This is a genomic window from Alkalibacterium putridalgicola, from assembly GCF_900109825.1.
Taxonomy (GTDB): Bacteria; Bacillota; Bacilli; order Lactobacillales; family Carnobacteriaceae_A; genus Alkalibacterium; species Alkalibacterium putridalgicola.
This window is the reverse complement of sequence record NZ_FOBL01000032.1, coordinates 15,489-28,067: the sequence shown is the minus strand read 5'-3', so window position 1 is coordinate 28,067 and position 12,579 is coordinate 15,489. Positions and strand designations below refer to the sequence as shown.

The 12,579-nt window shown below is 44.0% G+C and carries 11 protein-coding genes, 1 tRNA gene and 1 rRNA gene; 11 read left to right on the top strand and 2 right to left on the bottom strand.

The genetic code is table 11. The annotated features are described in order from the left end of the window. Positions 1 to 129 precede the first annotated feature (129 nt). The 4 genes from rrf to BMX84_RS09985 all read left to right on the top strand — a co-directional run bounded on the left by rrf (position 130) and on the right by BMX84_RS09985 (position 2,135). Positions 130 to 245: ribosomal RNA gene (rrf, locus tag BMX84_RS10000) — 5S ribosomal RNA — on the top strand. Positions 246 to 275: 30 nt separating this feature from the next. Beyond that, a tRNA-Asn gene (locus tag BMX84_RS09995) sits at positions 276 to 348 on the top strand. A 73-nt stretch (positions 349 to 421) separates the two neighbouring features. After that, entirely contained in the window at positions 422 to 1,345 is a 924-nt protein-coding gene (locus BMX84_RS09990) for an ABC transporter ATP-binding protein (RefSeq protein WP_091489359.1), read from the top strand. Further along, on the top strand, positions 1,338 to 2,135 hold the full coding sequence (locus BMX84_RS09985; RefSeq protein ID WP_091489357.1) for an ABC transporter permease: 798 nt from the start codon (positions 1,338 to 1,340) through the stop codon (positions 2,133 to 2,135). The genes BMX84_RS09990 and BMX84_RS09985 overlap by 8 nt, the downstream gene beginning before the upstream one ends. Before the next feature lie 151 nt (positions 2,136 to 2,286). Here the strand turns inward: BMX84_RS09985 and BMX84_RS09980 are convergent, their stop codons facing one another. Next, entirely contained in the window at positions 2,287 to 2,586 is a 300-nt protein-coding gene (locus BMX84_RS09980; protein ID WP_091489356.1) for a HesB/YadR/YfhF family protein, read from the bottom strand. A gap of 73 nt (positions 2,587 to 2,659) precedes the next feature. Beyond that, positions 2,660 to 3,775, bottom strand: coding sequence for an NADH-dependent flavin oxidoreductase (locus BMX84_RS09975; RefSeq protein ID WP_091489354.1), 1,116 nt, complete (start codon positions 3,773 to 3,775; stop codon positions 2,660 to 2,662). A 495-nt stretch (positions 3,776 to 4,270) separates the two neighbouring features. Here BMX84_RS09975 and BMX84_RS09970 point away from each other — a divergent pair, with 495 nt between their 5' ends. The 7 genes from BMX84_RS09970 to cysS all read left to right on the top strand — a co-directional run bounded on the left by BMX84_RS09970 (position 4,271) and on the right by cysS (position 12,579). Beyond that, positions 4,271 to 5,377 (top strand): ABC transporter ATP-binding protein, encoded by a 1,107-nt coding sequence (locus BMX84_RS09970; protein ID WP_091489353.1) that lies wholly within the window; start codon positions 4,271 to 4,273, stop codon positions 5,375 to 5,377. 182 nt (positions 5,378 to 5,559) lie between these two features. After that, the gene (dut, locus tag BMX84_RS09965; protein ID WP_091489351.1) at positions 5,560 to 6,057 is read left to right on the top strand and encodes a dUTP diphosphatase; all 498 of its coding nucleotides are present in this window, start codon (positions 5,560 to 5,562) and stop codon (positions 6,055 to 6,057) included. A gap of 117 nt (positions 6,058 to 6,174) precedes the next feature. Then, positions 6,175 to 7,545, top strand: coding sequence for a DNA repair protein RadA (radA, locus tag BMX84_RS09960; RefSeq protein ID WP_091489350.1), 1,371 nt, complete (start codon positions 6,175 to 6,177; stop codon positions 7,543 to 7,545). An 86-nt stretch (positions 7,546 to 7,631) separates the two neighbouring features. Next, positions 7,632 to 8,747, top strand: a complete 1,116-nt coding sequence (locus BMX84_RS09955; RefSeq protein WP_091489349.1) for a PIN/TRAM domain-containing protein — start codon at positions 7,632 to 7,634, stop codon at positions 8,745 to 8,747. Then, positions 8,740 to 9,438: an IspD/TarI family cytidylyltransferase gene (locus BMX84_RS09950; protein ID WP_177165538.1), complete on the top strand. Its 699-nt coding sequence runs from the start codon at positions 8,740 to 8,742 to the stop codon at positions 9,436 to 9,438. The genes BMX84_RS09955 and BMX84_RS09950 overlap by 8 nt, the downstream gene beginning before the upstream one ends. 115 nt (positions 9,439 to 9,553) lie before the next feature. Then, positions 9,554 to 11,032: a glutamate--tRNA ligase gene (gene gltX / locus BMX84_RS09945; protein WP_091489346.1), complete on the top strand. Its 1,479-nt coding sequence runs from the start codon at positions 9,554 to 9,556 to the stop codon at positions 11,030 to 11,032. Positions 11,033 to 11,169: 137 nt separating this feature from the next. Then, complete coding sequence (gene cysS, locus BMX84_RS09940) at positions 11,170 to 12,579, top strand: cysteine--tRNA ligase (RefSeq protein WP_091489344.1); 1,410 nt, start codon at positions 11,170 to 11,172, stop codon at positions 12,577 to 12,579.

Genomic DNA, 12,579 nt, shown 5'->3' with positions numbered 1-12,579 from the left:
GAGCAGAACTAGATTAAGGTGGCTTAAGGGTAAGATGCGGTGTTGTAGAAAAACGTTGTGTGTACGTAAAATCAACTGTCTAGTTTTGAGAGAACAGAGTTCTCAAAAAAACAAAAAGAAGAGTCACTGTGCGGTGACGATGGCGGGAAGGACCCACCTGTTCCCATTCCGAACACAGCCGTTAAGCTTCCCAGCGCCGAGGATAGTGAAGGGTTTCCCTTTGTGAAAGCAGGACGTTGCCGTGCAGCTCTTTTTTTTTATATAAAACTTACCATTCCGCAATAGCTCAGCTGGTAGAGCGCATGACTGTTAATCATGATGTCGCAGGTTCGAGCCCTGCTTGCGGAGTTTTTTTGTGTCTTTTTTTACAGAAATTGAGTAGTATATTCATATCAGAATAAGAGAAAACGAGTGGATAAATATGCATGCAATCAAGATAAAGAATTTAGAGAAATCTTTTGATGGCCAGACTAGTGTGCTTAAGAATATCAATTTTAGTATTTTAGAAGGCGAAATATTTGGGTTCCTAGGACCAAATGGATCCGGGAAGACAACGACAGTGAGAATATTGAATGGACTTCTTTCAATGTCTTCTGGTCACGCAGAAATTCTGAATAATTCAGTTGCAGAAAACCCAAAGGCTGTACATCGTTTGTGTGGGGTTATGACAGAAACGGCACATAGCTATAGACACTTGACTACGGAACAGAATTTACGGTTTTTCGGTAATATGCATGAAATGGAAGAGTCACTGTTGAGCGAACGAATAGAGTACTTGATCAGTAAGTTAGAATTGAGAGAAGTGCGTGAACAAAAGGTACAGACGTTAAGTACCGGTATGAAAAAAAGAGTGTCGCTGGCGATTGCTTTGATTCATGATCCAAAAGTTTTATTTCTGGATGAGCCGACTTCCGGTTTAGATCCGGAAAGTGCACGTAATGTAACTGGTTTGATCAAGAACCTGGCCACTGAAAATAAAGTCACTGTTTTCCTCTGTACACATCAGTTGAAATATGCTGAAGAGATATGTTCGCTCTATGGGTTTATACATAAAGGGGAACTTCTTGGTTTTGGAACATTTGACGAATTGGCCGCCTTAAAGCAAGCTCGCGTACAGCTAACGGTTAGAGGGAATTCGATCCCTTCCAACCTCGGATTTGTTCAAAGTCGAGGGGGAGTATATGCTAAACATGTTTCAGATGATGAGGAAGCCAGTGCCATGATAACTGCCATTGTTAAAAATGGTGGAAAGATTTTTGAAGCGAAACAGCAGAAATTGACTTTGGAAGAACTGTACTTCATGTTTATTAAAAATTCCTTCAGTGAGGAGGAACAGGATGAATAAGAGTGAACAAGCACTTATAAAAAAAGATATTCAGGAACTATTGAGTAATAAACAGGTCTTATTGCCTATGATTATTGTTCCGTTGCTTTTTGTCGTTATCTTCCCTTCTGTACTGCTAATTGGTGCTCAATATGTAACAGACATGGATTCGAATGTGTTTACGGATATCGAACCCCTTATAAAGCAGCTCCAATTTGACTCTTCTGCTTATACTCCTGCACAACTTTTAATCAAGATCACGGTCGATTTTCTTTTTCCACCATTCTTCCTTATCATCTCTATACTAAGCTCGAGCGTCATGGGCGCAAGCAGTTTTGTTGGTGAAAAAGAACATCATACCATGGAAAGTCTTTTCTACACACCTATCTCCATGGAACGATTACTGCGTGCAAAGATATTTGGTGTCTTTCTGCCTTCTTTTGTAGTCACTCTGTTTTCATTTCTCATTTTTACAGTCATTATCAATGTTGGCGGCCTAGTGTATTTTGATCAATTGATTTTTCCGACTGTTCAGTGGCTGCTGATTGTCGGCTGGCTGTCACCTGCACTTAGTATGCTGTCTCTTGTCTTTACAGCTCTTGTTTCAGCGAAAGCGAACAGTTTTCAGGGCGCCCAACAAATCAGCGGCTTACTTGTCCTGCCTGTCATCCTGCTCCTGGTTGGACAAACATCCGGCCTGTTTTTGCTGAATGACTTTTTCCTGGTTGTGATAGGAAGTTTAATGTTCCTTGTAGATTTTTTCCTGATAAAACAAGTGTCTAAAAGATTTAGTCCCGAAAAACTGATTTAAGAAAATGAAAAGGTGAATTCTAAAGACTCCCCCATGACTGTTCTGACAGTTAAGAGGGAGTCTTTTTGTCAGACGGCATAAAAAAAGAGCAGAAAGATTCTACTCTCGAAATGGTAGCCTGATTGCTGTTAAATAAAAAATGTGGTCGAAGCTATTCATTGCTTTCAAAGTGATAGATCGGTTCGTCTTTCTTTTCGTCATAATCTACAACTAAATCATATCTGCTGAAAAACCAGTCGTCTTCTGTACCGGCATAGTAAGTGATTCCGTTGATTTCAGTTTTCCCCAAGACCTCGTCGTCTGGATGCTCGACGCTCATACCTACTGAAAATCCATCATGGACTTCCGTCTTCCCGTAAGTTTTACCAAAAAAACGAATAGCGTCTCCAGAATCCAGAGCCATTTCATCTTCAAACCATTTAACCGCTTTGTCTGTTACTGTGATGTGCATAATCAAAATCCTTTCTTTACACTTTCTATATTAAGCATACCATTTATTTGTACTCTGAGCACAGGTTGATTTCTTATTCACGTATTGGGATCCACTTAGGAATTGAAATGAGAGTGTTCCATAAGGGGTCAGGGATATGGTAGGCTGACTTTTTAGATAGCCTCAATGTAGTTTGGATCGATTTTTCATCGTTATTCTCGACCTTTTGGACCCATTGTGGATCAATGATCAATGGCTTTCCTAACGCCACTAATTGTGAATAGTCCAAAGCCTTTTCAGCATCAGTCGGCATTTTGATCGCCCCCACACTTATAAGAGGGACTCTGCTATTGATATGTCTGCCAATCTGATAGGGAATCTGTTCTTTATAATTCCGAAAACCGACTAAAGATGGCTGATAATAATAATTGACAGAAAGGTGAAGATAGTCAATGTTTTCCCTGATCAATGCATCGACCAGAAAGAGCGTATCATGGAGTCGTATACCAGGTGTTTCCACTTCTTCTGGGGAAAATCGGTACCCTAGAAGAAACGGTCTGTCAGCATATTCTTCGATTATGGCCTGACAGTGTCTGACGACCTCAAGAGGAAAGTTTACCCTCTTTTCCATCGATCCTCCCCATTTATCACTCCGCTGGTTGGAATGGGGTGAAAAGAACTGCTGAAGCATATAGGTATTCGCTCCATGCAGCTCCACGCCATCAAATCCTGCCTCTATGGCTCTTCTGACGGCAGAACCGAACTGATGGATAAGTATATTTATACCACCCTCTGTGAGTTCTTTTGGCGTATCTGCCCATTTTCTCTCAGCGCGTACAGAAGAAGGCGATATAGGTTGTCTCCCGCCGTTATATTTTCGCTGGCTCATTCGTCCTCCATGATAGATTTGCAGGATCGGTTTAGCACCCTGAAGCTTTATTACTGTTGCCAATCTACTTAGTCCGTCAATGTGACTGTCTTTTGCAACACTCATACCATTGGGGAAAGCTTGTCCTTCTGATGAGATATAGGCACAGGCGGTTATCACTGCGCCTGGTCCATTTGATCGGACTAGATAATAGATAAGCTCGGCATCAGTGACATCGCCTTCTGTGGTACTTGAACTTGTCGTCATAGGAGCCATCAACACTCTGTTTTTTAATGTCAGTCCTTTTTTAATAGTAAAAGGATCCAAAAAAGTATAGGTCATTTAATTCCTCTCCGGTTTATCCTGAGTATATGGATAAGGTCAATGTACTGGTTTTTTTACTGTATAAAAGTAAGTCGCTCTCCTTATTTTATAGGGAACGATGTGGGTTGTCAACGAAACTGAAACCATGATATGAACACAAAAGAGAGCGTTTGAAATGTTCATAGAAAGTCTATTCAAAGCTTTATCAAGCACTGCTGTAAAGCGATAAAATCACCACTGATCAGTTATGAGAACTCATTGTGCTTCACCTTGAGCACCTATATCTGCCTTGTTGAATAAAATATATAGTCAGCCGAATATTCCAAAGGTTACGTTGATCAACGATTCGACCTCTTTCTCTTTGTCAACGTGCACAAACCGCTTACATCATTTTTGTGCACGATTACATAGGAATGGTAAAACGTTTTCAATATAATAAGAATTGTCAACTAAACAATGTTTGATTCATAAATAAGGATCATAAAACTCAAAAGAAGAAAGGTGTTTTTACTTATGGTAGAAATCGCAATGAAGAATATTTACAAACGTTATGATAACTCAGATGATTTTGCAGTATCCGATTTCGATATGCGCGTGAAAGACCGTGAATTTATCGTCTTCGTTGGACCTTCAGGCTGTGGTAAGTCAACAACGCTTCGTATGATCGCTGGACTGGAAGAAATCACTGACGGTGAATTATGGATCGGTGACACAATGATGAACGATGTAGCGCCTAAAGACCGTGACATCGCGATGGTATTCCAGAACTACGCTTTGTATCCGCATATGACTGTGTTCGACAACATGGCTTTCGGACTTAAGCTGCGTAAGTACAAAAAAGACGAAATCAAAAAACGTGTTGAAAATGCTGCAGATATCTTGGGACTGACAGAACTGTTGGACCGTAAGCCAGCCGCTCTATCTGGTGGACAACGTCAGCGTGTAGCTTTAGGCCGTGCGATCGTTCGTGATGCTAAAGTATTCCTGATGGATGAGCCTTTATCTAACTTGGATGCTAAACTGCGTGTTGCCATGCGTGCTGAGATCGCTAAACTGCACCAGCGCTTGAATACAACATCTATCTACGTTACCCACGACCAGACTGAAGCGATGACAATGGCTGATCGTATCGTTATCTTGAAAGACGGTTTCGTACAGCAGATCGGTTCACCTAAAGAAGTTTATGACTTCCCAGTCAACGTCTTTGTTGGTGGCTTCATCGGATCACCTGCTATGAACTTCTTCGACGTTACACTAGAAGGCAACCGTATCAGTAACCACGATGGCTTAGATATCGAAGTACCTGAAGGTAAAATGAAATTACTTCGTGAAAAAGGATATGGCGACGGAGCAAAACTTGTCTTCGGTATTCGTCCAGAAGATATCAAGAGCGAGCAAGTTGCTTTGGAATCATTCCCTAACTCAGTTGTCAGATCAAAAGTTACCGTTTCTGAGCTTTTAGGTGCTGAAACCATGCTTTATTCACAAATTGGAAGCACTGAATACATCGCGCGTGTTGATGCACGTGACTATCACAAACCGGGTGAAGATGTTGACTTGGCCTTTGATATGGGCAAATCTCACTTCTTCGATCCAGAAACAACTAACGTTATCCGTTAATTCGAGATGACCTGGGTTGTATTAGAATAGCCCCCTTTTTTCCTCTCTGGTATACAGTGTATACTCAGAGAGGTTTTTTATATTACTCATTTATGTTAAGCCGTTTTTAGTGTAAAATGGAAGTATTATAGTGTGCATTGAAAGGGGAGTTGATCTGCACGTTTTTCTGTGCAGAGCGTAAAATGACTAGACTTAGAGGATTTGAAATTGTAACGAAGTATAAAGAAGCAGACCTGGTGCTGCCGAAACGGGCCACGAAAGGGTCAGCCGGGTATGATTTAACGGCTGCAGTAGATGTGGTTGTTCCCTCCGCATTCAAGGAATCGAAAGAAACAGATAAAAGCGGTGAGAATCCGATGCGGTCGACGCTCATTCCGACAGGAGTGAAAGCCTATATGCCGGAAAATGAGTACTTGCTGCTGGCTAACCGGTCAAGCAACCCGATGAAACGTCAGCTGGCTGTTCCAAACGGCATAGGCGTCATTGATTCTGACTATTATGGGAATGCAGGAAATGAAGGTGAAATCTTTGTTCAGGTCATTAACTACGGGCTCGAAGATGTCACGATCGCTAAAGGAGAACGCATTGCTCAGGGCATCTTTTCCAGATATGAAGTCGTGGATGAGGAAGACCATGCCTTTGACAAGCGCATAGGTGGCTTCGGCTCTTCCGGCAGATAAGGAAGTAAAAAAGGCCGCTGGTAGAGCAATGAATCCTGTTCAGGCGTTGTGCAATGAAGAGAAATCAAGTAATGTCGATATTTTTACATCAAGTTGATAATTGAAGGAGTCTATGAATTGGCAAAAAAGAAAGCAACTGTATTTGTCTGTCAAAACTGCGGCTATGAATCTCCGAAATATTTAGGGAAATGTCCAAGCTGCGGCACCTGGAATCAGATGGTCGAAGAAAAACTGCCAGATAAATCCGACAGCCGAAGCCGTGTGACCATGTCGGGTAAAGCATCCAAGGCGGAACCTATTACAGACATAACCATAGAAAAAGAAGAACGTGTAAAAACAAAAATGGTTGAATTCAACCGTGTCCTGGGTGGTGGCGTCGTTCCCGGCTCACTCGTTCTGATCGGTGGAGATCCGGGTATAGGGAAATCCACGCTGCTCCTGCAGGTTTCAGCACAGTTGAACCAGCAGGGCGGGAAAGTACTGTACGTTTCCGGTGAAGAAAGTACCGCTCAGATAAAAATGAGAGCGGAACGGCTGGAACTTCGCGGGACCGACTTTTATTTATATGCGGAGACTGAAGTGACTGCCATACAGGAAACGATCGAAACGCTGAAACCGGATTACGTCATCATCGACTCGATCCAGACGATGCACCACGCAAATATCGACAGTGCCTCCGGAAGTGTGTCTCAGGTAAGAGAATCGACGTCCACATTGATGCAGATAGCGAAGATGAACGAGATCGCTATTTTCATCGTCGGTCATGTGACCAAGGAAGGTGCGATCGCCGGTCCGAGAATGCTGGAACATATGGTGGATACTGTACTTTATTTTGAAGGCGAACAGCACCATACCTTCCGTATCCTGAGAGCCGTTAAGAACCGTTTTGGCTCGACGAATGAAATCGGGATATTTGAGATGAAGAATGGTGGTCTTGAAGAGGTCTTGAACCCGTCACAGCTCTTTTTAGAAGAACGCTTGGCGGGAGCGACAGGTTCGGCCGTTGTTGCAGCGATGGAAGGGACACGTCCGATGCTCGTTGAGATCCAGTCACTGATATCTCCAACTGTTTTCGGTAATGCCAAACGGACATCCAGCGGACTGGATTACTCGCGGGTTTCCCTGATCATGGCCGTGTTGGAAAAACGCGCCGGCCTCCTGCTGCAGAATCAGGATGCTTACCTGAAAGCTGCAGGTGGCGTACGCCTGGACGAGCCGGCTATCGATCTATCCATCGCCATCAGTATTGCCTCCAGTTATAAAGAGAAAGAGACACGGCCAACGGACTGTTTCATAGGCGAAATCGGTCTGACAGGTGAAATAAGAAGTATTTCTAAAATCGAGCAGCGTGTCAAAGAAGCGGCTAAATTGGGGTTCAAGCGTATTTTTATTCCTAAAAACAATAAAGACGGCTGGGACATGCCCAAAAACATAGAAGTGATTGGATGTACCACGTTGTCTGAAGCGATAAAACGGGCTTTTTCGTAATGAAAAAGCCGGATTTATTCGTATTTATAACTAAGGTTGGTATACTGATAGAGTATAAAAATATATTAACGAAAAGGAGGGAGTAAATGGTAACGAAATTGATACTGCTCACGTTTACTTTAGTTGGTGGCAGTTTAGGTTATAATGTCTTCCCGGATTTGATAGCAAACTGGGAGGGTGCGCCTAGCTGGCTTTTGCATCCAATTATTGGCATGGTTTTAGGAGCAGCACTATTTTATATGGGGGCTCTGGCAGCCGTTAAACCGATAGAAAAAGCTATTGCTAAGGTGGAAAAGATTTTCAGTGAAATGAGTATCTCTTATCTCATGTTCGGGAGCATTGGTGCGATTATTGGACTTATTCTTGCTTTATTATTTAGTTATGGTTTGAATGCTCTGAACATTATCTTCATAAGCGACGTGTTTCCATTCATCTTAACAGTGGCCCTTGCCTACGGAGGGTTCCAGCTGGGGACGTCACGAAGGGAAGAGATCAGACGTCTCTTTACACCTAAGATCCCCGAGAAGGAGAACAGCGATGTATTAGATCGAAAAGAAGGTGAAACCTTCCGTAAATACAAAGTGCTGGATACAAGTACCATCATTGACGGGCGCATCCTCGATGTCGTCAGAACAGGTTTTCTTGAAGGTGTACTTGTCGTGTCTCACTATGTACTCAAAGAACTGCAGTATATTGCAGATTCTTCAGACAGTCTGAAACGGGTAAGAGGGCGCCGCGGACTGGATATCTTGAATGCCCTGCAGAAAGAAAAAAGTATCGCGCTTGAGATGGATGACAGTGACATTCCTGAGACAGAAGAAGTCGATTTGAAACTGGTTCATTTAGCAAAAAAACTGGATGGTATGGTCATCACTAATGACTTTAATCTGAATAAAGTGGCTGAGTTCCAGAATGTATCTGTTCTGAATATCAACGAATTAGCCAATGCTGTCAAGCCTGTTGTGATACCGGGAGAAGCCATGCGGGTCATGATCGTGAAGCACGGTACCGAACGCAGCCAGGGAGTGGCTTATCTTGATGACGGCACAATGGTCGTTGTGGAGGAAGGCAAGCACCATGTCAATGAAATGGTCGATGTTGTGGTGACGAGTTCACTTCAGACCAATGCCGGACGTATGATTTTTGCCAAACTGGCGAACGATCAGAAATCACTGGATAACAGGAAAGATGCCAATGGCTGATCCCTATGAAGTCATACTCCTGGCTGCGGGATCGGCTAGGCGATTTCATCATCCGGAAAAATTGAACAAAGTCCTGATGCCTCTGGCAGACCGGCCTGTATTCGATTATTCTTTCAGACTTTTCAATAAGGACACTGACTGCCGGAAAATATGGTTTGTCGTGAACGCTGTTAATCAGCCCCTCATCCAAGACTATCTGATCGACCTATACAAAGAGATGCCAGAAAAAATACAATGGGTCATCGGCGGCAGAGAAAGACAGGATAGTGTCGCACGTGCCCTGGCTCAAATGACTCGCACAGATCAAGGGAAAATCATGATCCATGATGCGGCCAGGCCGTTTGTGACAAGAGACCTTTTGGATGCTCTGATCCAGGCGGGAAAAGCATCGCCTGCTGTCACGCTAGGCATACCAGCTAAAGATTCGATAAAAATCGTCAGAGACAAAAGGGTGGTTCGTTCACTTTTTCGACCGGAAGTCTGGCATATTCAGACGCCGCAGCTGTTTGACTCCATAGTATTGAAACAGGCGGTGGATCAGGCCGAACAGGAGCATTTTTATGGCAATGAAGAAACTGAGCTCGTCGAGCGTGCAGGTTATCCAGTCAAAGTCATTTCGGGGTCGGACGATAATTTCAAACTGACCACAGCCTTTGATTATCAGATGGCGCGCATGCTTAAGGAAAGCTGAGACCAATCATTTAGTATTTGCCGGTTCTAGTGGAAGAATCTGCGAAATAATGGTAAGTTTATACTACTGCGACAATGAAAAATATTTGAAGTAAAACAATAAGGAGCGTTCAATTATGACAGAAAAAGTTCGTGTACGTTACGCACCGAGTCCGACTGGACATTTACACATCGGGAATGCGCGTACGGCGTTGTTCAATTATTTATTTGCCCGTCATCACGGCGGAGATTTCATCATCCGTATCGAGGATACTGATCAGAAAAGACATGTAGAAACTGGAGAAACAAGCCAGTTGAACAACTTGAAATGGCTTGGTATCGACTGGGATGAAAGTTCAGACGTAGGCGGACCATACGGACCTTACCGTCAGTCCGAACGTAAAGACATCTATGATCCCCTGGTGGACCAGCTTTTAGCCAGCAATAATGCCTACAAGTGTTACTGTACCAGTGAAGAACTGGAGGCCGAACGTGAAGCGCAGCGTGCCCGTGGCGAAATGCCTCATTACAGCGGGAAATGTGCCAATCTTTCTGCGGCTGAACAGAAAGCCAAACAGGAAGAAGGCATCACACCGGTCGTTCGTTTCCGTATTCCTAAAGGGTCTACGTATACGTTCGATGACATGGTGAAAGGGAACATATCCTTTGAAGCTGATTCGATCGGCGGCGACTGGGTGATCCGCAAGCGTGACGGTATGCCGACCTATAACTTTGCCGTAACGGTGGATGATCATTACATGAAGATCTCTCACGTATTGAGAGGCGATGATCATATCGCTAACACACCAAAACAGATGATGATCTATGACGCATTCGAGTGGAAAGCTCCGCGTTTCGGACACATGACACTGATCATCAACGCCGAAACAGGTAAAAAGCTGAGCAAGCGTGATGAAACGATCCTGCAGTTTATCGAACAGTACCGTGAACTGGGTTACATGCCTGAAGCTTTATTCAACTTTATTACCCTGCTGGGCTGGTCTCCAGTTGGAGAAGACGAGTTATTCTCCAAAGAAGAATTCGTTGAAATGTTCGATCACAACCGTCTGGGTACATCACCAGCTGCTTTTGATGCAAGCAAACTGGAATGGATAAGCAATCAGTACATGAAAAACATGGATACAGGTGAACTGACATTGAGAGCGATCCCGCATTTAGTTGAAGCGGGTTATGTCGAAGCCAACCCTTCGGAAGAAAAAAGCGAATGGATCAAAAAGCTGATCGGTCTGTATCAGGAACAAATGAGCTATGCGGCACAGATCACTCAGCTTGCCGGTTTATTCTTTGAAGACACACTGGACTGGTCAGAAGGAGCACAGGAAGTCTTGAAAGGTGAAACCGTACCGACTGTCCTGGATGCCTTCACTGAGCAGCTGAGAACAGTTGAACCGTTTGAAGCGGACGAAATCAAAAAAGCGATCAAAGCTGTTCAGAAAGAAACAGGGATCAAAGGTAAGAATCTCTTCATGCCTATCCGTGTGGCAGTTTCAGGACAGGAACACGGGCCTCAGTTAAACGACACAATTGAATTACTGGGAAGAGAAAAAGCGATTGCCAATATCAAAAAAGCACAAGATTTGATCAAATCCTTTTAAGGCATAAGCTGTTAAGAAAGGCCATGAAGCCATGCAACCCGAACTTTCTTTCAACCGGTTGTGTGGCTTTTCTTTTTGACGGATTCTGATCAGTCAGAAGTCCGGAACTCGTTTACAGAAGAAGGGAGTCGCGCAAGATGATACACATTTATAATACACTTACACGAAAAAAAGAAACCTTCGTACCCTTGGAAGAAGGAAAAGTGAAAATGTATGTCTGTGGGCCGACGGTCTATAACTACATTCATATCGGAAATGCAAGAAGTACCGTTGCGTTCGATACGGTAAGGCGTTATTTCACTTATAGAGGGTACGACGTCGATTACGTCTCCAACTTCACAGACGTGGATGACAAAATCATTCGAGCCGCGAAAGAGCTTGGCCAAACGGCTCCGGAAGTGGCAGATAAATTTATTGATGCCTTCTATGCTGACACACTGGCACTGGAAGTGAAAAAACCGACCCATGCGCCGCGCGTCATGGAGAATATCCCGGATATCATAGCCTTCGTTGAAGCGCTTATAGACAAGGGTTATGCCTATGAATCAGAGGGGGATGTGTATTACCGTACCCGTCGTTTTGAAAAGTACGGAAGCCTGAGCCGGATCTCCCTGGATGATCTGGAACTGGGTGCAAGCAACCGTGTAGGTGATGAAACGGACAAAAAAGAGGACCCGCTGGACTTTGCCTTATGGAAAGCAGCCAAAGAAGGCGAGATCAGCTGGGATTCACCTTGGGGCAAAGGCAGACCGGGCTGGCACATCGAGTGTTCAGTGATGGCAACGAAATATCTGGGGGATACCATTGATATCCACGCCGGAGGTCAGGATCTGGCGTTCCCTCATCATGAGAATGAAATTGCCCAGACAGAAGCCAAGACCCACAAGACCTTTGCGAATTACTGGATGCATAACGGCTTTGTCACGATGAACGAAGAGAAGATGAGCAAGTCCATCGGGAATGTGGTCCTGGTGAAAGATCTGCGAGAAAAGCATGATCCGAAGGCGCTGCGCTTCTTTATGTCTACCGCTCACTATCGCCGTCCGATCAATTACTCACTGGATGCGATAGAAGAAGCCAAGACTAATTTAAACCGCATCGAGACGTCTTATTTCAATGCGTCTCGTCGTCTGGAACAGGCAGAAACAGCGCTTGATTCGGACAGCGAAAAAATGGATCAGCTGGAAGCATTTAAAGAGGAATTTATCCGGCACATGGATGATGACTTTCAGACACAAAACGGCATCACCGTCGTCTATGATTTGGTACGTTTCCTCAACCGTTATCTCGAAGAACCGGAAGTTTCCCGGGTCGTTTTAGAGTTTGCCATGCAGCTGATCGAAGAATTCATGTATGTTTTTGGTATAACGATCGAAGCAACGAATGATCTTTTGGACGATGACATCGAAAAACTGATCGAAGAACGAGAAACGGCGCGGAAAGAACGCCAATTCCAGCGGGCAGATGAGATCAGGGATCTATTGAAAGAGAAAAATATCATTTTAGAAGATACGCCTCAGGGTGTGCGCTGGAAACGGGGAGAATAA

Excerpts from the sequence above, each read along its gene's own strand:
- dut (WP_091489351.1), top strand. The coding sequence starts at position 5,560 with ATGACTAGACTTAGAGGATTTGAAATTGTAACGAAGTATAAAGAAGCA.
- BMX84_RS09980 (WP_091489356.1), bottom strand. The coding sequence starts at position 2,586 with ATGCACATCACAGTAACAGACAAAGCGGTTAAATGGTTTGAAGATGAA.
- BMX84_RS09950 (WP_177165538.1), top strand. The coding sequence starts at position 8,740 with ATGGCTGATCCCTATGAAGTCATACTCCTGGCTGCGGGATCGGCTAGG.
- BMX84_RS09990 (WP_091489359.1), top strand. The coding sequence starts at position 422 with ATGCATGCAATCAAGATAAAGAATTTAGAGAAATCTTTTGATGGCCAG.
- BMX84_RS09975 (WP_091489354.1), bottom strand. The coding sequence starts at position 3,775 with ATGACCTATACTTTTTTGGATCCTTTTACTATTAAAAAAGGACTGACA.
- BMX84_RS09970 (WP_091489353.1), top strand. The coding sequence starts at position 4,271 with ATGGTAGAAATCGCAATGAAGAATATTTACAAACGTTATGATAACTCA.
- BMX84_RS09985 (WP_091489357.1), top strand. The coding sequence starts at position 1,338 with ATGAATAAGAGTGAACAAGCACTTATAAAAAAAGATATTCAGGAACTA.
- cysS (WP_091489344.1), top strand. The coding sequence starts at position 11,170 with ATGATACACATTTATAATACACTTACACGAAAAAAAGAAACCTTCGTA.
- gltX (WP_091489346.1), top strand. The coding sequence starts at position 9,554 with ATGACAGAAAAAGTTCGTGTACGTTACGCACCGAGTCCGACTGGACAT.
- BMX84_RS09955 (WP_091489349.1), top strand. The coding sequence starts at position 7,632 with ATGGTAACGAAATTGATACTGCTCACGTTTACTTTAGTTGGTGGCAGT.